The 24,472-nt window shown below is 66.6% G+C and carries 23 protein-coding genes and 1 pseudogene; 19 read left to right on the top strand and 5 right to left on the bottom strand.

Annotated features, from left to right (window positions below; all coding sequences use genetic code 11):
- Window positions 1-62: 62 nt before the first annotated feature.
- From zur to cls, 14 genes are all read left to right on the top strand, one after another.
- Window positions 63-569: a zinc uptake transcriptional repressor Zur gene (gene zur, locus LDJ84_RS00995; protein WP_015474971.1), complete on the top strand. Its 507-nt coding sequence runs from the start codon at window positions 63-65 to the stop codon at window positions 567-569.
- Window positions 569-1,369 (top strand): zinc ABC transporter ATP-binding protein ZnuC, encoded by an 801-nt coding sequence (gene znuC / locus LDJ84_RS00990; protein ID WP_226045767.1) that lies wholly within the window; start codon window positions 569-571, stop codon window positions 1,367-1,369. Before zur ends, znuC begins: the two co-directional genes overlap by 1 nt.
- Entirely contained in the window at window positions 1,362-2,150 is a 789-nt protein-coding gene (gene znuB / locus LDJ84_RS00985; protein ID WP_037016176.1) for a zinc ABC transporter permease subunit ZnuB, read from the top strand. The genes znuC and znuB overlap by 8 nt, the downstream gene beginning before the upstream one ends.
- A 37-nt stretch (window positions 2,151-2,187) precedes the next feature.
- A complete protein-coding gene (locus LDJ84_RS00980; RefSeq protein ID WP_065086392.1) occupies window positions 2,188-2,565 on the top strand; it encodes a hypothetical protein in 378 nt (125 codons plus the stop codon).
- A gap of 323 nt (window positions 2,566-2,888) precedes the next feature.
- Window positions 2,889-3,899, top strand: coding sequence for a methionine ABC transporter ATP-binding protein (locus LDJ84_RS00975; RefSeq protein ID WP_054910276.1), 1,011 nt, complete (start codon window positions 2,889-2,891; stop codon window positions 3,897-3,899).
- Window positions 3,896-4,561 carry a methionine ABC transporter permease gene (locus LDJ84_RS00970; protein ID WP_024766991.1) on the top strand — a complete coding sequence of 222 codons (666 nt, stop codon included), beginning with the start codon at window positions 3,896-3,898 and terminating at the stop codon, window positions 4,559-4,561. The genes LDJ84_RS00975 and LDJ84_RS00970 overlap by 4 nt, the downstream gene beginning before the upstream one ends.
- 40 nt (window positions 4,562-4,601) lie before the next feature.
- Window positions 4,602-5,384: a MetQ/NlpA family ABC transporter substrate-binding protein gene (locus LDJ84_RS00965; protein ID WP_024766992.1), complete on the top strand. Its 783-nt coding sequence runs from the start codon at window positions 4,602-4,604 to the stop codon at window positions 5,382-5,384.
- Window positions 5,385-5,813: 429 nt separating this feature from the next.
- A complete protein-coding gene (locus LDJ84_RS00960) occupies window positions 5,814-6,623 on the top strand; it encodes an energy transducer TonB (protein ID WP_037016173.1) in 810 nt (269 codons plus the stop codon).
- A 49-nt stretch (window positions 6,624-6,672) separates the two neighbouring features.
- A complete protein-coding gene (locus LDJ84_RS00955; protein WP_024766993.1) occupies window positions 6,673-7,389 on the top strand; it encodes a MotA/TolQ/ExbB proton channel family protein in 717 nt (238 codons plus the stop codon).
- A 1-nt stretch (window position 7,390) separates the two neighbouring features.
- Window positions 7,391-7,792, top strand: coding sequence for an ExbD/TolR family protein (locus LDJ84_RS00950; RefSeq protein WP_024766994.1), 402 nt, complete (start codon window positions 7,391-7,393; stop codon window positions 7,790-7,792).
- Window positions 7,793-8,213: 421 nt separating this feature from the next.
- A complete protein-coding gene (locus tag LDJ84_RS00945; RefSeq protein ID WP_024766995.1) occupies window positions 8,214-8,867 on the top strand; it encodes a gamma-glutamylcyclotransferase in 654 nt (217 codons plus the stop codon).
- 118 nt (window positions 8,868-8,985) lie between these two features.
- Window positions 8,986-9,567, top strand: a complete 582-nt coding sequence (locus LDJ84_RS00940) for an alpha/beta hydrolase (RefSeq protein ID WP_065086393.1) — start codon at window positions 8,986-8,988, stop codon at window positions 9,565-9,567.
- Window positions 9,568-9,660: 93 nt separating this feature from the next.
- Window positions 9,661-11,058, top strand: a complete 1,398-nt coding sequence (locus LDJ84_RS00935) for an amidase (RefSeq protein WP_038803471.1) — start codon at window positions 9,661-9,663, stop codon at window positions 11,056-11,058.
- A gap of 42 nt (window positions 11,059-11,100) precedes the next feature.
- Complete coding sequence (cls, locus tag LDJ84_RS00930; RefSeq protein WP_226045766.1) at window positions 11,101-12,534, top strand: cardiolipin synthase; 1,434 nt, start codon at window positions 11,101-11,103, stop codon at window positions 12,532-12,534.
- Window positions 12,535-12,614: 80 nt separating this feature from the next.
- On the opposite strand, the gene ahpF is transcribed toward cls, so the two are convergent.
- Window positions 12,615-14,180 carry an alkyl hydroperoxide reductase subunit F gene (gene ahpF / locus LDJ84_RS00925; RefSeq protein WP_169889215.1) on the bottom strand — a complete coding sequence of 522 codons (1,566 nt, stop codon included), beginning with the start codon at window positions 14,178-14,180 and terminating at the stop codon, window positions 12,615-12,617.
- A 197-nt stretch (window positions 14,181-14,377) separates the two neighbouring features.
- Window positions 14,378-14,941, bottom strand: coding sequence for an alkyl hydroperoxide reductase subunit C (ahpC, locus tag LDJ84_RS00920; RefSeq protein WP_037016170.1), 564 nt, complete (start codon window positions 14,939-14,941; stop codon window positions 14,378-14,380).
- A gap of 467 nt (window positions 14,942-15,408) precedes the next feature.
- On the opposite strand from ahpC, the gene xdhA reads away from it, so the two are divergent.
- From xdhA to LDJ84_RS30825, 5 genes and pseudogenes are all read left to right on the top strand, one after another.
- Window positions 15,409-16,833 carry a xanthine dehydrogenase small subunit gene (xdhA, locus tag LDJ84_RS00915; RefSeq protein WP_226045765.1) on the top strand — a complete coding sequence of 475 codons (1,425 nt, stop codon included), beginning with the start codon at window positions 15,409-15,411 and terminating at the stop codon, window positions 16,831-16,833.
- Window positions 16,826-19,165 (top strand): xanthine dehydrogenase molybdopterin binding subunit, encoded by a 2,340-nt coding sequence (xdhB, locus tag LDJ84_RS00910; protein ID WP_226045764.1) that lies wholly within the window; start codon window positions 16,826-16,828, stop codon window positions 19,163-19,165. The genes xdhA and xdhB overlap by 8 nt, the downstream gene beginning before the upstream one ends.
- Window positions 19,162-20,022 carry a xanthine dehydrogenase accessory protein XdhC gene (gene xdhC / locus LDJ84_RS00905; protein ID WP_084358437.1) on the top strand — a complete coding sequence of 287 codons (861 nt, stop codon included), beginning with the start codon at window positions 19,162-19,164 and terminating at the stop codon, window positions 20,020-20,022. The genes xdhB and xdhC overlap by 4 nt, the downstream gene beginning before the upstream one ends.
- A 108-nt stretch (window positions 20,023-20,130) precedes the next feature.
- A pseudogene (locus LDJ84_RS30830) lies at window positions 20,131-21,144 on the top strand (cache domain-containing protein); the annotation flags it as partial.
- 177 nt (window positions 21,145-21,321) lie between these two features.
- The gene (locus tag LDJ84_RS30825; protein ID WP_401236519.1) at window positions 21,322-22,059 is read left to right on the top strand and encodes a methyl-accepting chemotaxis protein; all 738 of its coding nucleotides are present in this window, start codon (window positions 21,322-21,324) and stop codon (window positions 22,057-22,059) included.
- A 471-nt stretch (window positions 22,060-22,530) separates the two neighbouring features.
- On the opposite strand, the gene LDJ84_RS00895 is transcribed toward LDJ84_RS30825, so the two are convergent.
- The 3 genes from LDJ84_RS00895 to LDJ84_RS00885 all read right to left on the bottom strand — a co-directional run bounded on the left by LDJ84_RS00895 (window position 22,531) and on the right by LDJ84_RS00885 (window position 24,429).
- Window positions 22,531-23,121 carry an IMPACT family protein gene (locus LDJ84_RS00895; RefSeq protein WP_037009957.1) on the bottom strand — a complete coding sequence of 197 codons (591 nt, stop codon included), beginning with the start codon at window positions 23,119-23,121 and terminating at the stop codon, window positions 22,531-22,533.
- Window positions 23,118-23,786 (bottom strand): TetR/AcrR family transcriptional regulator, encoded by a 669-nt coding sequence (locus tag LDJ84_RS00890; protein ID WP_024766265.1) that lies wholly within the window; start codon window positions 23,784-23,786, stop codon window positions 23,118-23,120. The genes LDJ84_RS00895 and LDJ84_RS00890 overlap by 4 nt, the downstream gene beginning before the upstream one ends.
- A gap of 160 nt (window positions 23,787-23,946) precedes the next feature.
- The gene (locus LDJ84_RS00885) at window positions 23,947-24,429 is read right to left on the bottom strand and encodes a hypothetical protein (RefSeq protein WP_143514254.1); all 483 of its coding nucleotides are present in this window, start codon (window positions 24,427-24,429) and stop codon (window positions 23,947-23,949) included.
- Window positions 24,430-24,472 lie beyond the last annotated feature (43 nt).

Here is a 24,472-nt window from a genome sequence, read left to right as displayed (position 1 = left end):
TCACACAGGGGAGACATGAAAGAGTAATATAATAACGTCTCTGAACCCGAGCGTCGCCGCGCATGTACAAGATCGCCCCCAAGACTCCCCTCGCCTGCCGCCCGCACGACCACGCCAACTGCGTGGCCAGCGCCCTGGCCGACGCCGACGCGCTGTGCGCGCGCCAGGGCGTGCGCCTGACCGAGCTGCGCCGGCGCGTGCTGGAGCTGGTCTGGGCCAGTCACAAGCCGCTGGGCGCCTACGACATCCTCGCCGTGCTGAGCGAGGAAGACGGCCGCAAGGCGGCGCCGCCGACGGTCTACCGCGCGCTGGACTTCCTCCTGGAAAACGGCCTGGTACACCGCATCGCCTCGCTCAACGCCTTCATCGGCTGCGCGCACCCGGAACACGCCCACGAAGGCCAGTTCCTGATCTGCCGCGCCTGCCACACCGCCATCGAGCTGGAACAACCGGCCATCAGCGAGGCCATCGTTGCCGGCGCCAAGGGTGTCGGCTTCGCCGTGGAAAGCCAGACCGTCGAGATCGTCGGCCTCTGCGGCGCCTGCGCGCCCGGCCAGCGGGAGGCGTGATGAGCGACGCCCTGATCCGCCTGCAAGGCGTCGGCGTCAGCTATGGCGGCCAGGCGGTGCTGCAGAACGTCGACCTGACCATCGCCCCCGGCGAGATCGTCACCCTGATCGGCCCCAACGGCGCCGGCAAGACGACCCTGGTGCGCAGCGTGCTCGGCCTGCTCAAGCCCGATACCGGCAGCGTCTGGCGCGCGCCGAAGCTGTCCATCGGCTACATGCCGCAGAAACTCCACGTCGATCCGACCCTGCCGCTGACGGTCTTCCGCTTCCTCCGCCTGGTGCCGGGCGTACAGCGCCCCCAGGCGCTCGACGCGCTGAAGGAAGTCGGTGCCGCCCATGTGCTCGACAAGCCGCTGCAGAGTGTCTCCGGCGGCGAACTGCAGCGCGTGCTGCTGGCCCGCGCGCTGCTGCGCAAGCCGGAACTGCTGGTGCTCGACGAACCCGTGCAGGGCGTCGACGTCGCCGGCCAGGCCGAGCTGTACCGCCTGATCGGCCGCCTGCGCGACCGCCTCGGCTGCGGCGTGCTGATGGTTTCCCACGACCTGCACCTGGTGATGAGCGCCACCGACAAGGTGGTCTGCCTGAACCGCCACGTCTGCTGCTCCGGGCATCCGGAACAGGTCAGCGGCGACCCCGCCTTCGTCGAGCTGTTCGGCCAGGACGCCCGCAGCCTGGCGGTCTATCACCACCACCACGACCATTCCCACGACCTGCACGGCGAGGTGGTGAAACCCGCCTTCCCCGCCGGCACGCGCTTCACTCCGGTCCACCAGCACGGCCCCGACTGCAACCATGGCTGATTTCCTGCTCAACGCCCTCCTCGCCGGGCTGGCCCTGGCGGTGGTTGCCGGGCCCCTCGGTTCGTTCGTCGTCTGGCGACGCATGGCCTATTTCGGCGACACCCTGTCCCACGCCGCCCTGCTCGGCGTCGCCCTCGGCTTCCTGCTGGACGTCAGCCCGACCCTGGCAGTGACCGTCGGCTGCGTGCTGCTCGCCGTGCTGCTGGTCACCCTGCAGCAGCGCCAGCCGCTGGCCGCCGACACCCTGCTCGGCATCCTCGCGCACAGCACGCTGTCGCTGGGCCTGGTGACGCTGAGCTTCATGAAGGAAGTGCGCGTCGACCTGATGGCCTACCTGTTCGGCGACCTGCTCGCCGTCAGCCAGACCGACCTCTTGTGGATAGTCGCCGGCAGCGCCCTGGTGCTGGGGCTGATCTGCTGTCTGTGGCGGCCGCTGCTGGCGATCACCGTGCACGAGGAACTGGCGCGGGTCGAAGGCCTGCCGGTCACCGCCATCCGTCTGGCGCTGATGCTGTTGATCGCCATCGTCATCGCCGTGGCCATGAAGATTGTCGGCGTGCTGCTGATCACCTCGCTGCTGATCATCCCCGCCGCCGCTGCCCAACGGCACGCGCGCAGCCCTGAGCAGATGGCCTTCGGCGCCAGCCTGATCGGCCTGGTGGCAGTGTGCGCCGGCCTCTCGCTGTCCTGGTTCAAGGACACTCCTGCCGGCCCCTCCATCGTGGTCAGCGCGGCGGCCCTGTTCCTGCTGAGCTTTGTCCTGCCGCGCCGGACGGTGTAGAATTTGGCGATTTTTTGATCAAAAGAGACCCTGACGCATGAAGTCGTTCGTCATCCGCCTGTTCGCGCTGATGGCCATGGCGCTTGCCCTGGCAGCCTGCCAGAGCACCGCGACCACCCCAACCAGCAGCAGCGCCTTCGAGACCGAACTGGCCGCCGGCCGTCTGGAATCCGCGCAGCTCGCGCTGGGTTCCGAGCAGGAAGACACCACCCAGCTCGCCGAGCGGCGCAAGCGCCTGGCCGACGCCTACCTGGAGCGCAGCCGCGAGGCCCTGGCCAAGGGCGACGTCAACGGCGCCACCACCGCCCTGACCCGCGCCCGCTCGCTGATGCCCCGCGCCCCCGGCGTCGCCGCCGATGTCAGCGGCCTGCAGAAGCCCGCCGCACCCGGCGCTCAGCCAACCTGCACGCCGTAAGCCCATGGGCACCCGTTCGCGGTGCCCGTTATGCCCTTTTGTTCCGCAGTTAGTTGAACAAAGATTAATCAGCCATAAAAAAGCAGGTTAAAATGCGCGGTTTTGGCTGACCGCCTACGTTTGTCGTTTATCCCTCGACAACTTAGTAGGTCCCGAATCTGTTTAGGGCTTGCGAGCTAGAGCAGTACAAGGCGAAAACAGGCGAGAAAGCGGAGTCTACTCACGCGTAAATGAGCATTTCTCGCCTGTTTTCAACGCAGTAATGCCGACGCGCAGCACGCCATGAACAGGTTCCCACACGCCGTACCCACAAGGTTTGCTACGTGATCGAATTCCACGACGTCCACAAGACCTATCGCGTCGCCGGACGCGATATCCCGGCCCTGCAGCCGACCCGCCTGTCCATCGAGGGCGGCCAGGTGTTCGGCCTGATCGGCCATTCCGGCGCCGGTAAAAGCACCCTGCTGCGCCTGATCAACCGCCTGGAAGAACCCAGCGGCGGGCGCATCGTCATCGACGGCGAAGACATCACCGCCCTAGACGCCGACGGCCTGCGCCGCTTCCGCCAGCGCGTCGGGATGATCTTCCAGCACTTCAACCTGCTGGCCTCCAAGACCGTCGCCGACAACATCGCCATGCCGATGAAGCTCGCCGGCACCTTCAGCGCCGCCGAGATCACCGCGCGGGTGGACGAACTGCTCGAGCGCGTCGGCCTCCAGGATCACGCCCGCAAGTACCCGGCACAGCTGTCCGGCGGCCAGAAGCAGCGCGTCGGCATCGCCCGCGCCCTGGCTTGCCGGCCCACCATCCTGCTCTGCGACGAAGCCACCAGCGCCCTCGACCCGCAGACCACCGGCCAGGTCCTGCAACTGCTGGCGGAGATCAACCGCGAGCTGAAGCTGACCATCGTCCTGATCACCCACGAGATGGACGTGATCCGCCGGGTCTGCGACCAGGTCGCCGTGATGGATGCCGGGCGCATCGTTGAACAGGGCGACGTCGCCGACGTGTTCCTCCACCCGCAGCACGAAACCACCCGCCGCTTCGTCTTCGAGGCCGAGCGTGTGGACGAGAACGAGCAGCACGATGACTTCGCCCACGTGCCGGGCCGCATCCTGCGCCTGACCTTCCGTGGCGAGGCGACCTACGCGCCGCTGCTGGGCACCGTCGCGCGCCAGACCGGCGTGGACTACAGCATCCTCGCCGGCCGCATCGACCGCATCAAGGACCAGCCCTACGGCCAGCTCACCCTGTCCCTGGTGGGCGGTGACATCGAGGCCGCGATGACGCAACTGAATGCCGCCGAAGTTCACGTGGAGGTGCTACGCGCATGAGCGACTTCTTCGTGAATATCGACTGGTCCGAGATTCTCCAGGCCAGCCTCGACACCTTCTGGATGCTCGGCGGCTCGCTGCTGTTCACCGTCATCCTCGGCCTGCCGCTGGGCGTGCTGCTGTTCCTCACCGGGCCCAAACAGATGTTCGCCAACCGCGGCATCTACGGCGTGCTGGCGTTCATCGTCAACGTGCTGCGCTCGCTGCCGTTCATCATCCTGCTGATCGTGCTGATCCCGCTCACGGTGATCCTGGTCGGCACCTCGCTAGGCGTCGCCGGGGCCATCCCGCCGCTGGTGGTGGGTGCCACGCCATTCTTCGCGCGCCTGGTGGAAACCGCCCTGCGCGAGGTGGACAAGGGCATCATCGAAGCCACCCAGGCGATGGGCGCCAGCACCCGGCAGATCATCTGGAACGCCCTGCTGCCCGAAGCCCGCCCAGGCATCATCGCCGCCATCACGGTCACCGCCATCACCCTGGTGTCCTACACCGCGATGGCCGGCGTGGTCGGCGCCGGCGGCCTCGGCGACCTGGCGATCCGCTACGGCTACCAACGCTTCCAGGACGACGTGATGCTGCTCACCGTGGTGATGCTGGTGGTACTCGTCCAGATCCTGCAGACCGTCGGCGACAAGCTGGTGGTCCACTATTCCCGCAAATAACCACAAGGCCCGCCGGATGCGGGCCGCCAAGGAGCCAACCATGAAGAAACTGTTCGCCGCGTTCGCTGCCGCCGCCGTGATTGCCGCCCCGCTGGCCCAGGCTGCCGACAGCCTGACCGTCGCCGCCACTCCGGTGCCGCACGCCGAGATCCTCAATTTCGTCAAACCCATCCTGGCCAAGGAAGGGGTCGAACTGAAGGTGAAGGAGTTCACCGACTACGTGCAGCCCAACACCCAGGTCGCCGAGAAGCGCCTGGACGCCAACTTCTTCCAGCACCAGCCGTACCTGGATGAGTTCAACAAGACCAAGGGCACCAGCCTGATCGCCGTCACCGGCGTGCACATCGAGCCGCTGGGCGCTTACTCCACCAAGTTCAAGAAGCTCGAAGAGCTGCCCTCGGGCGCCACCGTGGTGATCCCCAACGACGCTACCAACGGCGGCCGCGCCCTGCTGCTGCTGGACAAGGCCGGCGTGATCAAGCTCAAGGACAACAAGTCCATCACCGCGACCCCGAAAGACATCGTCGAGAACCCGAAGAACATCAAGGTGCGTGAGCTGGAAGCGGCCACCCTGCCGCGCGTGCTGACCCAGGTCGACCTCGCCCTGATCAACACCAACTACGCCCTGGAAGCCAAGCTGAACCCCACCAAGGACGCGCTCGCCATCGAAGGCGCCGACTCGCCCTATGTGAACATCCTGGTTGCCCGCCCGGACAACAAGGACAGCGCCGCCATGCAGAAGCTGGCCGCCGCCCTGCACAGCCCCGAGGTGAAGCAGTTCATCCTCGAGAAGTACAAGGGTGCCGTCGTTCCGGCGTTCTGATCGCCGACGCAGCTTCACCTTCTGAAAAGCCCGGTCGAATGACCGGGCTTTTTCGTTTCCGGCTTTTGGTTTTTTGTAGGAGCGAAGGGGATGCCTGGTTCTTGCTCGCGAACCTACCCAGCTCCGCTGCCATCGGCGAGCACCGTACGCGAGCAAGCTCGCTCCTACAGGAAGGCTCTGCCGCAAGGGTTTGAGCATTTTTTCGCCAACCTTCCCTGCATATTTTCCATGCCGCAAAGGCATCGGTTTTTTACGATTTCGCTCAAAGGCACGAATGGCGCGGCCTGCAGCGACCCAGCAAAACCGTATAGTCCAGAAAGTTATTTCAATAACGAAAATAATCACTTCAAGAGCTAAGACGCTCCGCCAATCATGCAGGTCCGTTTCAAGCGCGTCGTAGAGCCGCGCAGACCTGCAAGGAGATCGTTCATGGCTCAACCCCAGCATGCCCTCGCGCCGGATGCTTTCCTGCGCCACGTGCCCGGCGGCGACCTGGTCGATCTCGGCCGCCCGCTGCGCCACGCGCTGGAGCTGGGCCGCCACGTGCCGGCGAAAGCCCGCGCGCTGAGCCGCCGCGAAGGCGTGCTGCTCGGCCTGTTCGCCCTGACATTGCACGGCGCGGTGATCTACTGGCTGAGCCAGCAGCCCACGCCCAAACTGCCGGAGGTACCGCCACAGGTGCCGCCGATGACCATCGAATTCACCGCGCCGACGCCGCCGGTGGTGGAACCGCCGCCGCCCGAGCCGATCCCCGAGCCAGTGGTGCAGGAGCCGCCACCTCCGGTGGTGGACGAAAACGCGGTGAAACCGCCGCCGCCCAAGCCGATCCCCAAACCCAAGCCGAAACCGGTTCCCAAGCCCGTGCCCAAACCGGTCGAGCAACCAGCGCCGCCCAAGGCTGAAACTCCGCCGCCGCAACCGGCGCCACCTGCTCCGCCAGCGCCGGCTCCAGCCCCGCTGACGCCGCCCTCGGCCAGCGCCGGTTATCTGAAGAACCCGGCGCCGGAATACCCGCCACTGGCCCAGCGTCGCGGTTGGGAAGGCACCGTCCTGCTACGTGTGCACGTACTTGCCAGCGGTAGCCCGAGCGAGATCCAGGTGCAGAAGAGCAGCGGCCGCGACGCCCTGGACGACGCCGCGGTGCGCGCAGTGAAACGCTGGAGCTTCGTCCCCGCCAAGCGCGGTGATGTGGCCCAGGACGGCTGGGTCAGCGTACCCATCGACTTCAAATTGCATTGATTCAACTTGCCCAGATCAGCCGCACGAGAAACGCGGAAGGAGAACACCCATGAGTCTGCCCCTGAACCCCCTGGAATCCGTCGAAGGCGCAGTCATCTGGCTGCTGGTCGGCTTCTCCGTCGTCACCTGGGCGCTGGCCCTGGTGAAAGGCGTCCAGTTCACCCGCCAGAAGTCCCAGGACAAGCGCTTCCAGAAGCAGTTCTGGAGCGCCACCAGCCTCGAATCGGCCGGTGACCAGGCCGCCGGCAAGCCCGGCGCCGGCGCCCGCGTGGCCCAGGCCGGTTTCGCCGCCATCCAGGTGCAGGACAACGGCCAGCCGGACCTGGCCCAGTCGATCAACCACCAGGACCGCCTCGAGCGCGCCCTGCGCCAGCAGATCCAGCGTGAGCGCCGCTCCCTGGAATCCGGCCTGGCGGTGCTCGCCTCGATCGGTTCCACCTCGCCCTTCATCGGTCTGTTCGGCACCGTGTGGGGCATCATGGAAGCGCTCAAGGGCATCAGCGCAGCCGGCTCCGCCAGCCTTGAAACTGTCGCCGGCCCCATCGGCAGCGCACTGATCGCCACCGGCGTGGGAATCGCCGTCGCCGTGCCGGCGGTGCTGGTCTACAACTACTTCCTCCGTCGCCTGAAGCTCACTGCGGCCGACCTCGACGACTTCGCCCACGACTTCTACAGCCTCGCGCAGAAGAGTGCCTTCCGCGTCGTCGCCCTGCCCACCGCCGCGCGCAAACCGGCTGCCGGCGCCAGCGTGAAGGAGGCGAGCTGACATGGCCTTCTCGACCCAGGACAGCGACGAGGTTCTCTCCGAGATCAACGTCACCCCGCTGGTGGACGTGATGCTGGTGTTGCTGGTGGTGTTCATCGTCACCGCGCCGCTGCTGACCAACGCCATCCCGATCAACCTGCCCAAGACCGAGGCGGTCGCCCCGCCGGAGCAGAAGGACCCGCTGGTGGTGAGCATCGACGGCGCCGGCAAGTGGTTCATCAACAAGGACGAGATCCAGCCGGACCTGCTGCAAAGCAATCTGGCGGCGGCCAAGGCCAAGGACGCCGAAGTCCGCGTGCAGCTGCAGGCCGATGAAACCGTGAACTATGGCCAGGTGGCCAAGGCCATGGCCTCCATCGAGAAGGCCGGCATCACCAAACTGGCGGTCATCACCGCGCGCTGAGGAACCTGTAAGACGCCTGAAACAGAGCGGGTGTAGAAAGGGACCTCCACAACGTACCGAGCTTCAAGGCCGCTCTCCCAATACTCAGGCAGGGGTGAGCGGCCTTTTTTTATTCGCGATTCCCAGGGACCGAGCAGCCGGTAGCACCCTCTCCCGAACCCTGGCTGCGCGCCCCGCTCCGAAGGGAGAGGGGACTGAATGGCATCAAGCGGAACCCCGTACCTCCCGGCAACGCCGATCGGCTCCCTCTCCCTTAAGGGAGAGGGCGGGGGAGCGGGGCTTTGGCGCTAACATCCACAACCTCGCCTCCGCCGTTCGTCGTCATCCCCGCCTCGGCAATAAACCTATGCCTTTCAGGCTCTTCCGTGGCCGCCGCTCTTCCACTAAGTTGATGACAGTTCGGAGACCTGAGGGGTACCGCATGACATCGTCTCCCGCTTCGGAAGGCCCGTTTTATCCGCCGACACTGGGGGTGCCGGAACGCTTCACACCACAACAGCTGCGCGCCTCGCTCGACATCACCATGAGCGAACATGGCGCCGGTCCGGTGTGGCTGTTCGCCTACGGCTCGCTGATCTGGCGCCCGGAGTTCCCGGTGGCCGAAGCGCGCCGCGCGCGGGTGCACGGCTACCATCGCGGGCTCTACCTGTGGTCCCTGACCCACCGCGGCACCCCGGAAGCACCCGGCCTGGTACTCGGCCTGGATCGCGGCGGCTCCTGCTCAGGCTTCGCCTTCCGCCTGCCGGAAGATCACCTCGACGCCAACCTCTACGCGCTTTGGGAAAGGGAGATGCCCTACGCCTCCTATCGCCCGGAATGGCTCAACTGCCGCCTCGACGACGGCACGCGCGTGCGCGCCCTGGGCTTCGTCCTCGAACGCCATCTGCCCAGCTACGCCGGCTCCCTGCCCGACAATATCGTCGAGCACGTGCTGGCCAGCGCCCAGGGCCACTTCGGTACCACCCGCGACTACGTCGAGCAGACCGCCCGCGCACTGCGAGAATACGCCATGCCCGACCTCAACCTGGAAGGCATCCTGGCGCGCTGCTGCCCGTTGCGCCGGGCGCAGGAATAACCGCTTATAGCCATTCGTTTAGCTTAAATACTGCATAAGCAAAGAATTTCTTATTCCTTAACGAATATTAAAACCCTCCCTAGAATGCCTTCTCATGACGATTCGAGAGGGCCGCCCCATGCGCAACGACCGCATCCGCTACCTGATCGTGCCGGGCTGGCACGGATCCGACGACGCCCATTGGCAGAGCCACTGGCAGCGCGCCCTGCCAAACGCCGCGCGGGTGCAGCAGCAGGACTGGATCACCCCGCAGCGTGCCGACTGGGTCGCCGAACTCGACCGCGAAATCCGCCGCGAGCCCGGCCGCGTGGTGCTGATCGCCCACAGCCTGGGCTGCGTCACCGTCGCCGCCTGGGCGGCCCGCGCCGATCGTCGTGCGCTGGCCCAGGTATCCGGCGCCCTGCTGGTTGCGCCAGCGGATGTGGAACGGGAAACCTGCCACGACGCGCTGCGCAACTTTGCCCCCATTGCCGCCCAGACGCTGCCGTTCCCGACGGTGCTGGTAGGTTCGGACAACGACGCCGCCTGCAGCCCGCAGCGCGCCATGGCGCTGGGTCGCATCTGGGGTGCCGAAACCGTGATCCTGCCCTCCGCCGGGCACATCAACGTGAAATCCGGCCACGGCGCCTGGGAAGCGGGCTACCGTCATCTGTATCGCCTGCAGTACCTGATCGACCAGCAGTCGCGTCAGCGCGCCTGAGCCACGCAAGCGGGTGCGGCATGAGTGCCGCACCCCATCCCCTCGGCGCGCGGATTCGGTTAGGGTGAGGCACAGCCCCCGCCGGAGACCGCCATGCCACCGTTGCACGATCTGTCCGCCGTCGAACTGCTCGCCCTCTACCGCTCGCACCAGCTTTCCCCGGTCGAGTACCTCGACCATCTGATCGCCCATATCGAACGCTGGGAACCGCAGCTCTGCGCCCTCTATGCCTTCGACCCGCAGCGCGCGATCGAGCAGGCGCGGCGCTCCGAGGCGCGCTGGATCCGCTGCGCTCCCTGCGGCGAGCTGGACGGCGTACCGGTGACCATCAAGGAACTGATCGCCACCACCGGCGACCCGATTCCGCAGGGCAGCGCCGCCACCCTCCTGCAACCGGCGACCGGCAACGCTCCGCCCGCCGCGCGGATGAACGAGGCCGGCGCCATCCTGCTGGGCAAGACCACGGTGCCGGACTTCGGCATGCTCTCCTCCGGGCTGTCCAGCTTCCACAAGCTGGCCCGCAACCCCTGGGACCTGCGCATGAACCCGGGCGGCTCCAGCGCCGGTGCAGCCTCGGCGGCAGCGGCCGGCTACGGGCCGCTGCACATCGGCACCGACATCGGCGGCTCGGTGCGCCTGCCGGCGGGCTGGTGCGGGCTGGTCGGCTTCAAGCCGAGCCTGGGGCGAATCCCCATCGATCCCTACTTCACAGGGCGCTGCGCCGGCCCCATGACCCGCACACTGGACGACGCGGCGCTGATGATGAGGCACCTGGCGCGCCCCGACTGGCGTGACGCTACGGCCCTGCCGCCGGCCGATCTCGACTGGCACATCGACTACGCCGAGGTGCGCGGCCTGCGCATCGGACTGCAGCTGGACCCCGGCTGCGGCCTGCGCCCCGAGCCCGAGGTGTGCGCTGCGGTGGAAGCCGCCGCAAGACAGTTCGCCGATGCCGGCGCGGAAATCATCGAGGTTCGGCCGATCCTCGACCGCGAGCTGCTCGAGGGCCTGGACAGGTTCTGGCGCGCGCGCCTGTGGGCCGAGCTGGAGAACCTGCCGGTGGAGCGCCAGGCCAAGGTGCTGCCCTACATCTTCCAGTGGGCCGAGGGCGGCGCGGCGGTAAGCGGTGCCGAAGCAGTGCGCGGCTTCAACCAGACGTTCGAGATGCGCCGCCGGGCCGCCGAGCAGTTCCAGGAGATCGACTTCCTGCTCTCGCCGACCAACCAGGTCGCCGCTTTCCCGGCCGAATGGGCATCACCGACCAACGACCCGGCGCAGCCCTTTGAGCACATCGGCTTCACCGTGCCGTGGAACATGTCCGAGCAACCGGCACTCTCAATCAACTGCGGCTTCACCGCCGACGGCATGCCCATCGGCCTGCAGATCGTCGGCCCGCGCTTCGCCGACATCGAGGTGCTGCGCCTGGGCAAGGCCTACGAACACTGGCGCGGCCCCATCCACCGTTGGCCGCAGTATCCGGCAGCCAGCTAAGCTCAGCCCAATCGCCGACCACAAGGAACCGATCGCGCGCCCATGCATTACTCCGCCTACATCGCCCACTTCCTGGTGGTGGTCCAGTTGCTCGGGATCATCGCTGCGGTCCATGCCGTGCTCAGCGTGCGCACCGCGCAGGGCGCCATTGCCTGGGCGACCTCGCTGGTATTCATGCCGCTGCTGACCCTGGTGCCCTACCTGGTCTTCGGCCGCAGCCGCTTCGACGCCTACATCGGCGCGCGCCGGCAAGCCAACGAGGAGATGCACGTGGCCGCCGCCGAGCTGGACTGGCGCCCCTGGGTGGAAGAAGCGCTCGCCGCCCGCCAGTACGATGGCTACAAGGCGCTCAAGGCGATGGTCGGGCTGGCGCGCATGCCGACGCTGGCGAACAACGAGGTGCGCCTGCTGGCGAACGGCAAGGCGTCCTTCGATGCGATGTTCGAAGCCATCTCGGCGGCGAAGAAAGTCGTGCTGGTGCAGTTCTTCATCATCCGCGACGACGCCCTCGGCCAGCGCCTGGCGCAGCTGCTGCTGGAGCGCGCGGCGAATGGCGTCGACGTGTTCCTGCTGTACGACGGCATCGGTAGCCACGCGCTGCCGCGCCGCTATATCGACAAGCTGCGCCAGGGCGGCGTGCAGGTGCATGCGTTCAGCACCGGCAGCGGGATGATCAATCGCTTCCAGGTGAACTTCCGCAACCATCGCAAGATAGTGGTCGTCGATGGCCTGCGCGGCTTCGTCGGCGGGCACAACGTCGGCGTCGAATACCTGGGCGGGAAGCCGCCGCTGGCGCCCTGGCGCGATACTCACATCGAACTGCGCGGGCCGGCGGTGGCGTGCCTGCAGGAATGTTTCGCCGAGGACTGGTTCTGGGCCACCCATACCCTGCCGACGCTGATCCTGCCCGATGGCTACGACGATGCCGGGATGCTTTGCCAGGTCGTCCCCAGCGGCCCGGCGGACCCCCAGGAAACCTGCTCGCTGTTCTTCGTCGAATCGATCAACGCGGCGGTTGAGCGGGTGTGGATCACCACGCCCTACTTCGTCCCGGACGAAGCCGTCGCTGCTGCCTTGCGCCTGGCGGTGCTGCGCGGCGTGGATGTGCGCATCCTGTTGCCCTCGCGGCCGGACCACAAGACGGTGTACGCCGCCTCCAGCCTCTACGCCCTGGAGGCCGTGCGTGCTGGCGTGCGGGTGTTCCGCTACCAGCCGGGGTTTCTGCACCAGAAGGTGGTGCTGATCGACCACGACAGCGCCGCGGTGGGCAGCGCCAACCTGGACAACCGCTCCTTCCGCCTGAACTTCGAGATCATGGTGATCACCGTCGACGAAGGCTTCGCCCGCGACGTGGAAGCCATGCTGGAAGAGGACTTCGCCCAGTCGGTGGAGATGACCCTGGACGACCGCAGGCGCGTGCACCGGCTGCAGCAACTGGGGATGCGGGTGGCGCGGCTGGTGTCGCCGATTCTCTGAGAGTCCGGCAAATTCCGCACAAAAGAAAACGCCCGACTCACTCTCGTGAGCCGGGCGTTTCTTTCTCTAGCGCGAGGTCATCAGGCTGGCGCGGAGGAGCGGATCAGGTGATCGAAGGCGGAAAGCGACGCCTTGGCGCCTTCGCCGACCGCGATCACGATCTGCTTGTACGGTACGGTGGTCACGTCGCCGGCGGCGAAGATGCCGGGCAGCGAGGTTTCACCACGGGCGTCGACGATGATCTCGCCACGCGGGCTCAGCTCAATGGTGCCTTTGAGCCATTCGCTGTTGGGCAGCAGGCCGATCTGCACGAAAATGCCTTCCAGGTCGATGGACTTGAACTCTTCCGAGTTGCGGTCCTTGTAGACCAGGCCGGTGACCTTCTGGCCATCGCCTTTCACTTCGCTGGTCAGCGCGCTGGTGATCACGTCCACGTTCGGCAGGCTGAACAGCTTGCGTTGCAGCACGGCGTCGGCGCGCAGCTTGCTGTCGAACTCCAGCAGGGTCACATGGGAGACGATACCGGCCAGGTCGATGGCCGCTTCGACGCCGGAGTTGCCGCCGCCGATCACCGCCACGCGCTTGCCCTTGAACAGCGGGCCGTCGCAGTGCGGGCAGAAGCACACGCCCTTGGCCTTGTACTCCTTCTCGCCCGGCACGCCCATTTCGCGCCAGCGGGCGCCGGTGGCCAGGATCACGGACTTGGCCTTCAGGCTGCCGCCGCCCTCGAACTGCACTTCGTGCAGGCCGCCGACGCTCTTGGCCGGAATCAGCGCGCTGGCGCGCTGAAGGTTCATGATGTCGACTTCGTAGTGCTTGACGTGCTCTTCGAGCTGGCGCGCCAGTTTCGGGCCTTCGGTCTCGGTCACCGAGATGAAGTTCTCGATGGCCATGGTGTCCAGCACCTGGCCGCCGAAACGCTCGGCGGCAACGCCGGTGCGGATGCCCTTGCGGGCGGCGTAGATCGCAGCCGCAGCGCCGGCCGGGCCACCGCCGACGACCAGGACGTCGAACTCTTCCTTGGCCGACAGCTTCTCGGCTTCGCGGGCAGCGGCGCCGGTGTCGATCTTGGCGAGGATTTCTTCCACGCCCATGCGGCCCTGGCTGAACACTTCGCCGTTCAGGTAGATGCTCGGCACCGACATGATCTGGCGCTGCTCGACTTCATCCTGGAACAGCGCGCCGTCGATGGCGACGTGGCGGATGTTCGGGTTGAGCACGGCCATCAGGTTCAGCGCCTGCACCACGTCCGGGCAGTTCTGGCAGGACAGCGAGAAGTAGGTTTCGAACTCGAACGTGCCCTGCACGCCCTTGACCTGCTCGATCACGTCGGCCTCGAGCTTGGACGGGTGGCCGCCGACCTGCAGCAGCGCCAGCACCAGGGAAGTGAATTCGTGGCCCATGGGGATACCGGCGAAAGTCAGGCCGATGTTCGCCCCCGGGCGGTTCAGCGAGAACGACGGCTTGCGGGCATCGCTGCCATCTTCTCGCAGGGTGATCTTGTCGGTCAGGCCGACGATGTCGTGCAGCAGTTCGCTCAGTTCGCGGGATTTGTCGCTGTCATCGAGGGAAGCGACGATCTCGAACGGCTGCTGAACCTTTTCCAGGTAGGCCTTCAACTGGGTTTTAAGAGTGGCGTCCAACATGATCCAGATCCTCGGAATTTGAGCAAAGGGGTTCCCCGGCGAGCCTTCTGGCCCACCCTACGCACGCTTTTGGCTTTAGGTAGGGAGGATGCCGGTAGGCATCCTCGGGGTACTGCAAAACGGTGGGGGAAGCGCTGTGGGCGGGCGCCCGGTGGTTGCGCGGCAGGAGCTGCCGCGCAACCGCTTCCCGGCCGTTCTTAGATCTTGCCGACCAGGTCCAGGGACGGAGCCAGGGTCTTCTCGCCTTCTTTCCACTTGGCCGGGCAGACTTCGCCCGGGTGAGCGGCGGTGTACTGGGCAGCTTTCAGCTTGCGCAGGGTCTCGCCGACGTCACGAGCGATCTCGTTGGAGTGGATTTCGACGGTCTTGATCACGCCTTCCGGGTTGATCACGAAGGTGCCGCGCAGGGCCAGGCCTTCTTCCGGGATGTGCACGCCGAAAGCGTTGGTCAGCTGGTGGGTCGGGTCGCCGATCAGCGGGAACTGAGCCTTGCCAACAGCCGGGGAGGTTTCGTGCCACACCTTGTGGGAGAAGTGGGTGTCGGTGGTCACGATGTAAACCTCGGTACCAGCGTCACGGAACGCAGCGTAGTTGTTGGCGGCGTCTTCGATCTCGGTCGGGCAGTTGAAGGTGAAGGCTGCCGGCATGAAGATCAGTACCGACCACTTGCCCTTCAGGGACTGCTCGGTGACTTCGATGAACTTGCCATTGTGGAAAGCGTTGACCTTGAACGGTTGGACTTGGGTGTTGATCAGGTTCATTAGGCAATTCCTCGTAGAGAGTTGTCGTTTAATCGAGTGGGTCGATCGTTAGAAATTCGACAGGTAGAAGATTATCGTCTGATGACAAAAAAGGCCCATTGATTTAGGGCATTAGGAATATTGAGTATTTCTATGAGGGTGGCTATAAAAGGAAGAAGTTTCCTATCAAGCGAAACGCGGGATCCTACACCTGAATTCCCGCTTCAAGGGCTCTGCCTGGCGGCTTCAAGCCCTCCCCCCGAGTCCGGCGGCTTGCACCGGTCTTCACACCTTGGCGCGAAAGCCGCTCGAGGGCAACGGCAAACGCGACGTACGGTGCCTCGCCCTGCCTTGCCAGCCCCTGCTTTTTTGCCCTGCCCGCCCACGCGCCTATGCTTGTTTGCGTGGGCCGCTAACGCAGGGTTCTCGCCCGTTCCGGTCAGCCTTCGCGAAGCGGCACGCCGCACGCATGACGACGAGGACTCCCGATGATCCAGTTCCTGCTCGGCGAAGAAGCAGTCCAGGCCGACGGGTTCGCGCCCGAGACCAGCCTGCTCGACTACCTGCGCATCCACCGCGCCGGCACCGGCACCAAGGAGGGCTGCGCCTCGGGCGACTGCGGCGCCTGTACCGTGGTGCTCGCCGAGCCCGAGGGCGAAGCCTTGCGCTACCGTGCGGTGAACGCCTGCATCACATTGCTTGGGGCGGTCCACGGACGCCAGGTGCTGACCGTTGAGCACCTGGGCGAACCCGGCGCGCTGCACCCGGTCCAGCAGGCCATGGTCGATTGCCACGGCTCGCAGTGCGGCTTCTGCACACCCGGCATCGTCATGTCGCTGTTCGCCTGGCACCATTCACCGCCGCCACATAGCCGCGAGACGGCGCTGACGGCACTTTCGGGCAACCTGTGCCGCTGCACCGGCTACCGGCCGATCCTCGATGCCGCCGCGCAGATCGCCGGACAGCCGTGCCTGGACAGCTTCGAGCAGAACAGTGCCCTGACGGTCGCCCGCCTGCGGGACATCTCCACAGCCGGCGCCCTTTGCGAAGGCACGGCGCAGGCCTGGTTGCCCGGTTCGCTGGACGAATTGGACGACTTGCTTCAGCGCCATCCGCAGGCGCGGCTGATCGCCGGCGGCACCGACCTGGCGCTTGAAGCGACGCAGAACCTCAAAGCGTTCACGGCGCTCATCCACCTCGACCGCGTCGACGAGCTGCAACGCCTGGAACGCCATGCCGACCACCTGCTGATCGGTGCCGCGCGCCCCTATGCCGACTGCCTCGCTGCACTGGACGAATTCCCCGGCGTGAGCGCCTTGCTGGAACGCCTCGGCTCCCTGCAGATCCGCCAGCGCGGCACCCTGGGCGGCAACATCGCCAACGCCTCGCCCATCGGCGACATGCCGCCGGTATTGCTGGCCCTGGATGCGACGTTGCGCCTGCGCCAGTCGGGAGCCGTGCGCGAGGTGCCTGTCGATGGATTCTTCACCGGCTATCGCAAGACCGTCCTGCAGCCCGGCGAGTACATCGAAGCGGTGTTGATCCCGCGCCTGGGCAGCCACCAGCGGTTCCGTGTCGACAAGGTGTCCAAACGCCGCGACGACGACATTTCCGCCGTGTGCATGGCGCTGCGACTGGACCTCGATGACAACGCCATCGTCACCGACGTGCGCCTCGCCTGCGGCGGCATGGCGGCCACGCCCCTGCGCGGCCTGCGGACCGAAGCGGCGCTGCGCGGCAAGCCATTCGACGCGGCGGCCGTCGTTGCGGCGCAGGCCGCGATCCCGGAGGATTTCCAGCCCATCGACGACCTGCGCGCCAGCGCCGCCTATCGCCTGAAGGTGGCGCAGAACCTGCTGCAGCGCGCACTACTGGAATGGTCCGACAATGCCGCGGAGGTGCGCCATGCGTAGCCTGCCACCGCTGGCCAGCAATGGCGTCGCGGTCGCCATCCACAGTGCGGGCCAGCCCCGCGAACACGACAGCGCAGCGCTGCACGTCAGCGGCGCCGCGCGCTACGTGGACGACCTGAAGGAGCCGCGCGACCTGCTGCACGCCGCCGTCGGCGTCACGGAAATTGCCTGCGGCGCCGTTCTTTCCCTCGACCTCGACGCGGTGCGAAGCGCCCCCGGCGTAGTGGCCGTGCTGACCCTGGACGACGTGCCCGGCCACACCGACATCGGCCCGGTGTTCCCCGGCGACCCGTTGCTGGCCGGCGAGCGGGTGAAGTACCACGGGCAAGCACTGTTCGCCGTCGCGGCGCACAGCCTGATCCAGGCACGCCGGGCGGTACGCCTGGCGAAGGTCGAATACGCGCAGGAAGACCCGCTGATCGATCCGCTCAAGGCAAAGGCCGAGGAACGCTTCGTACGCCCACCGCACCACATGCGCCGGGGCGATGCGCAAACGGCGCTGGAGAAAGCCCCGCACCTGCTGGAAGCCCGCCAGTTCATCGGCGGCCAGGAGCATTTCTACCTCGAAGGCCAGGCCTCGCTGGCGCTGCCCGGCGACGACGGCGGCATGCTGGTGCACACCTCCAGCCAGCACCCCAGCGAAGTGCAGAAACTGGTGGCCGAAGTGCTGGCGATCCCGTTGGCCAAGGTCACCGTGGAAGTGCGCCGCATGGGCGGCGGCTTCGGCGGCAAGGAAACCCAGGCCGCGCCCTTCGCCTGCCTCGCCGCGCTGCTCGCCCGCAAGACCGGGCAAGCCGTGAAGCTGCGCCTGCCACGCGCCGACGACATGCGCCTGACCGGCAAGCGCCACCCCTTTCACAACCGCTACCGCGTCGGCTTCGACGAAGAAGGCCGGTTGCTCGCCGCGCAGCTGGAAGTGGTGGGCGACTGCGGCCATTCGCCGGACCTCTCCGACGCCATCGTCGACCGCGCGATGTTCCACGCCGACAACGCCTACTTCATCCCCGACGTGGCCATCTCCGGCTACCGCAGCTTCACCAACATCGTCTCGCACACCGCCTTCCGCGGCTTCGGCGGGCCGCAGGGGATGATGGTCATCGAGCGCGCCATGGACGACATCGCCCGCGCGGTGGGCAAGGACCCGCTCGATGTGCGCAAGCTCAACCTCTACGGAGGAACGGGGCGCGAGCTGACGCCCTACCACCAGAAGGTCGAGCACAACCTGCTGGGCGAGCTGATCGCGCGCCTGGAAACGAGCAGCGACTACGCCGCGCGCCGCTTGGCGATCCATGACTTCAACACGCGGAGCCCAGTGCTGAAGAAAGGCCTCGCCCTGACACCGGTGAAATTCGGCATCTCCTTCACCGCGCAGCACCTGAACCAGGCCGGCGCGCTGATCCACCTCTACACCGACGGCAGCATCCAGCTGAACCACGGCGGCACCGAGATGGGCCAGGGCCTGAACACCAAGGTCGCGCAGATTGTCGCCGAGGAATTCCAGGTACCGCTGGAGCGCGTGGTGATCACCGCCACGCGCACCGACAAGGTGCCCAACACCTCGCCCACTGCCGCTTCCAGCGGCACCGATCTCAATGGCATGGCTGCCCGCGATGCGGCGCGGACGCTGAAGAAACGGCTGGTGGACTTCCTTGCCGAACGCGACGAGGTGAAGCCGCAGGAAGTACGTTTCGAACACGGCGGCATAACGGTGGGAACCCGGCACCTCGACTTCGTCGAGGCCATCCAGGCTGCCTACTTCGCGCGCATCCAGCTTTCCGCCACCGGTTTCTACCGCACGCCGAAAATCTTCTACGACCGCGAGAAGGGCCAGGGCCATCCGTTCTTCTACTTCGCCTACGGCGCGGCGGTGTCCGAGGTGGAAGTGGACACGCTGACCGGCGAGTACCGCGTACTGCGCGTGGACATCCTCCATGACGTCGGCCGCAGCGTTAACCCGGCCATCGACATCGGCCAGATCGAGGGTGGCTTCATCCAGGGCATGGGCTGGCTGACCACCGAGGAACTGCGCTGGGACGATGCGGGCAAGCTGCTCACGGTGGGGCCGGCGACCTACAAGATTCCGGCGGTGAGCGACACGCCGGAAGACTTCCGCGTGGCACTGTTCGAGCGCCCCAACGAGGAGGACAGCGTGTACTTGTCCAAGGCCGTGGGCGAGCCGCCGTTCATGCTGGCGATCTCGGTGTGGTCGGCACTGCGCGACGCCATCGCCAGCCTCGCGGATTACCGCCTGAGCGCCGACCTGGATACACCGGCGACACCAGAGCGGGTACTCTGGGCCTGCGAGGCGATGCGCCAGGAGAACCGAGCATGACCCGAACCTGGATGGACGCCGTCGCCGGCCTGCGCGACAGCGCCGAGGGCTACGTGCTGATCACGGTGATCGGCGTGCAGGGCTCCACGCCCCGCGAGTCCGGCAGCAAGATGCTGGTCACCGCCGGGGAAATCTTCGACACCATCGGCGGCGGTCACCTGGAGTTCGCTGCCATCGAGCACGCCCGCCAGTTGCTGCTGGCCGGCAAGGATCGCCAGGCGCTGGAACACTTCCCCCTCGGCGCGCGGCTGGGCCAGTGCTGCGGTGGGCGCGCCAGCCTGCTGTTCGAGTGTTTTGCCGCGCGTGGGCCCCAGGTCGTGCTGTTCGGCGCGGGGCACGTCGGCCGCGCCCTCGCGCCATTGCTGGCAGGTTTGCCGTTGCGCCTGGAATGGGTGGACAGCCGCGCGGCGGAACTTCCCAAGGCCGTCCCTGACGGCGTGCGCACGCGCCTGCTGGAGGAACCCGAGGACGCCGTGCACGAAGCGCCGCCGGGCAGCTACTTCCTGGTCATGACCCACAACCATCCACTGGATTACGCCATTGCCGAAGCCGTGCTCAAGCGCGGCGACGCCGGCTTTCTCGGCATGATCGGCTCGCGCACCAAGGCGCGGCGCTTCCAGATGAGGCTGGAGCAGCACGGTTATCCACCGCAGGTGATCGAGCAGATGCATTGCCCCATCGGTCTTGGCGAAGTGCCCGGCAAACGCCCGCTGGAAGTGGCCATCTCGGTCGCCGCCCAGGTCATCGCCCGTTATCACCAGGACGCCCCTGCCCGGCAGACGCGCGAAGGCGTGGAATGGGCCGCGCTATGTAGCGAAGGTGCGTGCGGCGACACGCCAGCGGACGCAAAAACCTGACCAGTGGGACAACAGTTTTTCCCGCTGCCGCCGATACACTCAACGACCCCGTCTCTTCGCCCGCCGCCCGGCGGGCGTTTCGTTGTGCGTCCGGAGGAAAACAAGAAAATGCGCCTGCGAAGTATCCAGACCCAGCTCATCCTCAGCATGGGCGCCGCCCTGCTCATCAGCCTGCTCATCGTCCTGGGCCTCTATGCCGTGCTGGTCAACCGCCTGAGCGAGCGCTACCTGCTCGAACAGGCGCTGCCCGCGAGCATCCAGGCGATTGCCAATGACTTCGAGAAGCGCCTCACCGGCCCCATCACCGCAGCGGCCGGCATCGCCGACAACACCCTGGTGCAGGACTGGCTGGCCGCCGGCGAAAGCCCCGCGCAACTGGCCGAGTTCACCCGCTATCTGGGCGGCATCCGCGCCTCGCAGAAGGCCTTCTCCGCGCTGATCACCTCCAACGCCAGCGGCGCCTACTACAGCGACAAGGGCAAGGAACGCACGCTGAGCCGCAGCGAGCCGAAGGACAGCTGGTACTTCCAGTTCATCGACAGCGGCAAGCCGCGCATGTGGAACATCGACACCGACGGCAGCACCGGCGAACTGGCGCTGTTCATCGACCAGCGTGTGGAGCGCGACGGCAAGCTGCTCGGCATCGCCGGCCTGGGCCTGGAGATGCGCGAACTGTCGACGCTGATCAGCGACTTCCGCTTCGGCCAGTCCGGGCGCGTGTATCTGGTGAAGAACGACGGCCAGGTGCAGATTCATCCCGATGCCACGCTGCCCAAAGGGCGCAGCCTGGGCGACCTGATCGGGCCCGGCGCGGCGGGCGCACTGCTCGGCCAGCAGGGTTTCCACAGCGCTCGCTTCGAACGCAACGGCGAGACCTACCTCGCCGCCAGCCTGCCGCTGCATGACCTGGGCTGGACCCTGGTGAGCGAAGTGCCGGAGGCGGAAATCTATGCCGACGCCCGCGAGGCGCTGGCCTTCTCCGGCCTCGCCGGAGCAGTGGTCGCCCTGCTCTGCCTGGCGCTGGTGGTACTCATGGCGCGCAGCCTCGCCAGGCCGATCCGCCAGGTGACCAGTGCGCTGCTGGAGATCGGCGGTGGCGGGGGTGACCTCACCCGCCGCCTGGACGACAGCCGCGCGGACGAACTGGGCGACCTGGCGCGCGGCTTCAACCGCTTCCTCGAAGGCCAGCGCGCGCTGATCAGTGCCGTGCTTGGCACCAGCCAGCAACTGCTGCGCACCGTCGGCGAAGTGGCGCAGGTGGTGGACAACACCGCCGACCGTGCCGGCCGCCAGCAGGAAATGACCGACATGGTCGCCACGGCAGTGAACGAGATGGGCAGCACGGTGCAGGAAATCGCCCGCAACGCCGAGCAGGCGGCCAGCGCATCGCAGCAGGCGCGCGACGAAGCCGGCGAAGCGCGGCGGGTGGTCGGCGGCTCGCTGCAGGTCGGCCAGCGCATGTCCGGGGAGATCGGCGAGGCGGCCGGCGCGGTCGGCGAACTGGCCGGGCAGGTGGCGAGCATCGACCAGGTGCTGGCAGTGATCCGCGGCGTCTCCGAGCAGACCAACCTGCTTGCCCTCAACGCCGCCATCGAGGCGGCGCGCGCCGGCGAACTGGGCCGTGGCTTCGCCGTGGTCGCCGATGAGGTACGCACGCTGGCCAGCCGCACCCAGGGCTCCACCGACGAAATCCTCACGATCATCCAGCGCCTGAAGGGCGGCGCGGAGGCCGCAGTGCGCTCGATGCAATCCAGCCAGCAGACCACCGGGCAGAGCCTGGCGGCCAGCGAACAGGCCGGCGCTTCCCTGGGCGCCATCGCCGACCAGGTGGAGCGCATCAGCGACATCAACCACCAGGTCGCCACGGCCACCGAGGAGCAGTCGGCGGTGACCGAGGAGATCAACCGCAACGTGCAGGGCATCGCCGATCTCGCCCACGCCACCACCCGCGAAGTGCAGCATGGCCGCGAGCAATGCCGCGAGCTGCGAACCCTGGCCGACGACCTGGCGCGGCAGATGGCGCAATTCCGTCTTTGAAGGCACTGGCGCCGGCCATGCGCCGGCGCCTTTTCCCCAGAGTTACCCACAGATTTTCAAAGCGAAGCGGCAGGCTTTTCGCCAAGGCTGGCGGTGGATGACGGCCGATAAACTCACGATGTGTCTCAACGACGAGACACCTTGCCCACACGTTGCCCACAGATTGTCCAGAGAGTTGCCCCCAACCTGTCGGGTGCCGTCCGCCCATCCAGCCAAAAGCCCGGACCCAGGCCCCGCAAGCCCTGCATCAATCCAGTGAATAATTTACCGAATGGTCAGGAGTGATCCCGAGCGGCGTTTCCGGCGCAATTCATCCACAACTTTTCCACAGCTTGTTCATATTTTGCTCAACAGGCCGGCGACGAATTGCTCAGAAAATGAGCGATGCCCTGCAGCCTCCGGACGGCGCAGGCAGGAGCCGACCTGCCACAGGTTATCCACAGGTGGTTCCACGGGATTTGGGGAGAAGAATCAGGCGTCCAGCAAGCGCGCCCGGATACGACCGCGGCTGAGGTCACCGAGCAGCTTCTGCAACGGCTCGATCCGGGTGGTCGGCAGGACCGCCGTCACCTGCACGCCCTCCCCACCGAAGGTTTCGTCCTCGATGCTGGCACCGAGCGCAAGGACTCGCGCCTTGAACAACGCATGCTCGGCGAAGGTGCAATCGAAGGCCAGCCGGCTGCTGGGCACCAGTTCGACCCGCTCGGCGTCCTGCAGGCATTTCGCCGCGCAACCCCCATAGGCGCGGGCCAGGCCGCCGGTACCGAGCTTGATACCGCCGAACCAGCGGCTGACCACGACGACCACGCGGTCCATGTCCTGCCCTTCGATGGCCACCAGCATGGGCCGGCCGGCGGTGCCGCCGGGCTCGCCGTCATCGCTGAAGCGGTACTGGTTGCCCAGCTTCCACGCCCAGCAGTTGTGCCCGGCACTGGCGTCCCGGTGCGCGGCGAGGAAGGCCTGGGCCTCGGCCTCGCTGGCAATAGGTGCGGCCACGCACTGGAAGCGGCTCTTGCGGATGTCTTCTTCGTAGCGGGCGAGGCCGGCCAGGGTGAAACTCATGCGGAGGTCGGCGGCGTCAGCCCGCAACCCTTGAGGATGATGCGGATGAGGTTGTCGCTGGCGTCGCTGAAGTCCTGCCTGGACATGCGCTTGCGACCGGTGACGAAACCGATCTGGGTAGCGAAGTCGGCGTAGTGCTGGGTGCTGCTCCAGATCAGGAAGATCAGGTGCACCGGGTCCACGGTGTCCATCTTGCCGGCCTCGATCCAGGCCTGGAACACGGCGGCGCGGCCGGCGAACCAGGTGCGGTAGTCCTGGCTGAAGTGTTCGGAGAGGCATTCGCCACCACTGATGATCTCCATGGCGAAGACCCGCGAGGCCTGCGGGTAGCGGCGGGAGAATTCCATCTTGGCGCGGATATAGGTGGCCAGGGCCACCGCGGGGTCATCATCCACGGTGAGGTGGTTGAAGGTGCTGTCCCACAGTTCGAGGATGTTGCTCAGCACCGCTACGTACAGCCCCAGCTTGTTGCTGAAGTAGTAGTGCAGGTTGGCCTTGGGCAGGCCGACGCGCTGGGCGATGGTGTTCATGCTGGTGCCCTTGAAGCCGTGGCGAGCGAACTCCTCCTCGGCGGCGGCGAGGATGGCTTCCTCGTTCTTCTGGCGAATGCGGCCGGCGGGCTTTTCGCCGTTGGGTGCGGTATGGGCGGGTACCTGGAGGGTCATGCGGGATATCCGTGCATTGAGCGGTGGCGCTGCATGGATAACCCAGGCGGGTAGCGGGATTCAAGCGCAACAAGGAAAAAGCTGGGAACCGGCCTGCGGGCAGCGGCCGGTTCCAGCCTTGAGACAGCAATGCCCCCGGCACAGACCGGAGGCACTGTGGTTAGCGGGTTGTGCCAGTGGTGCCGGAAGAGCTGTGGTGCCCGCCGCCACCATGGTTGCCGATGGCAGCACCGACGGCGACGATGGCGGCGCCGATACCGACGGCAGCACCTACCGACATATTGCCGTAGAGCGGACGAGCAAGACCCAGCCCCGCGCAACCGTCCGGAACCGGCACAACCGCGACACCGCGCTGCCTGGCATCCTGATCATCCTGGCGCGCCTGCTCAGCCGCCGCCTGGTCATCCTGCTTGCCGCCGCCCCACAACGGTTGGCATTCGGTCGTGGCGACCACAGCCTTTTCTTCCCGCGCTGGCTCCTCGGGAGCTGCTGGCTGCGTGTGCGTTACCACGTCCTGGTAGAAGCCGCCCGCGTGCGTCCTGTCGTGGAGCTCAGTGGGAGGAATGCTCGGATGCCCGAGTGGCGCTGCTAGCACGGGGGTGCATATGCTCGCGACGATGGTCGCGATCAACAGTTTCTTCATGGCTCACATCTCCTTGGTGAAGCTAAAGAGAGACAAAGCTAGA

It is taken from the genome of Pseudomonas sp. HS-18 (assembly GCF_020401845.1).
Lineage (GTDB): Bacteria > Pseudomonadota > Gammaproteobacteria > Pseudomonadales > Pseudomonadaceae > Pseudomonas > Pseudomonas nitroreducens.
Note: the sequence above shows the minus strand (reverse complement) of the source record. Positions and strands in the feature narration are given on the sequence as shown.

Bases quoted from the DNA above. Each gene is read 5' to 3' on its own strand.
- zur (WP_015474971.1), top strand. From the start codon at position 63: ATGTACAAGATCGCCCCCAAGACTCCCCTCGCCTGCCGCCCGCACGAC.
- znuC (WP_226045767.1), top strand. From the start codon at position 569: ATGAGCGACGCCCTGATCCGCCTGCAAGGCGTCGGCGTCAGCTATGGC.
- znuB (WP_037016176.1), top strand. From the start codon at position 1,362: ATGGCTGATTTCCTGCTCAACGCCCTCCTCGCCGGGCTGGCCCTGGCG.
- LDJ84_RS00980 (WP_065086392.1), top strand. From the start codon at position 2,188: ATGAAGTCGTTCGTCATCCGCCTGTTCGCGCTGATGGCCATGGCGCTT.
- LDJ84_RS00970 (WP_024766991.1), top strand. From the start codon at position 3,896: ATGAGCGACTTCTTCGTGAATATCGACTGGTCCGAGATTCTCCAGGCC.
- LDJ84_RS00965 (WP_024766992.1), top strand. From the start codon at position 4,602: ATGAAGAAACTGTTCGCCGCGTTCGCTGCCGCCGCCGTGATTGCCGCC.
- LDJ84_RS00960 (WP_037016173.1), top strand. From the start codon at position 5,814: ATGGCTCAACCCCAGCATGCCCTCGCGCCGGATGCTTTCCTGCGCCAC.
- LDJ84_RS00955 (WP_024766993.1), top strand. From the start codon at position 6,673: ATGAGTCTGCCCCTGAACCCCCTGGAATCCGTCGAAGGCGCAGTCATC.
- LDJ84_RS00950 (WP_024766994.1), top strand. From the start codon at position 7,391: ATGGCCTTCTCGACCCAGGACAGCGACGAGGTTCTCTCCGAGATCAAC.
- LDJ84_RS00945 (WP_024766995.1), top strand. From the start codon at position 8,214: ATGACATCGTCTCCCGCTTCGGAAGGCCCGTTTTATCCGCCGACACTG.
- LDJ84_RS00940 (WP_065086393.1), top strand. From the start codon at position 8,986: ATGCGCAACGACCGCATCCGCTACCTGATCGTGCCGGGCTGGCACGGA.
- LDJ84_RS00935 (WP_038803471.1), top strand. From the start codon at position 9,661: ATGCCACCGTTGCACGATCTGTCCGCCGTCGAACTGCTCGCCCTCTAC.
- cls (WP_226045766.1), top strand. From the start codon at position 11,101: ATGCATTACTCCGCCTACATCGCCCACTTCCTGGTGGTGGTCCAGTTG.
- ahpF (WP_169889215.1), bottom strand. From the start codon at position 14,180: ATGTTGGACGCCACTCTTAAAACCCAGTTGAAGGCCTACCTGGAAAAG.
- ahpC (WP_037016170.1), bottom strand. From the start codon at position 14,941: ATGAACCTGATCAACACCCAAGTCCAACCGTTCAAGGTCAACGCTTTC.
- xdhA (WP_226045765.1), top strand. From the start codon at position 15,409: ATGATCCAGTTCCTGCTCGGCGAAGAAGCAGTCCAGGCCGACGGGTTC.
- xdhB (WP_226045764.1), top strand. From the start codon at position 16,826: ATGCGTAGCCTGCCACCGCTGGCCAGCAATGGCGTCGCGGTCGCCATC.
- xdhC (WP_084358437.1), top strand. From the start codon at position 19,162: ATGACCCGAACCTGGATGGACGCCGTCGCCGGCCTGCGCGACAGCGCC.
- LDJ84_RS30825 (WP_401236519.1), top strand. From the start codon at position 21,322: ATGACCGACATGGTCGCCACGGCAGTGAACGAGATGGGCAGCACGGTG.
- LDJ84_RS00895 (WP_037009957.1), bottom strand. From the start codon at position 23,121: ATGAGTTTCACCCTGGCCGGCCTCGCCCGCTACGAAGAAGACATCCGC.
- LDJ84_RS00890 (WP_024766265.1), bottom strand. From the start codon at position 23,786: ATGACCCTCCAGGTACCCGCCCATACCGCACCCAACGGCGAAAAGCCC.
- LDJ84_RS00885 (WP_143514254.1), bottom strand. From the start codon at position 24,429: ATGAAGAAACTGTTGATCGCGACCATCGTCGCGAGCATATGCACCCCC.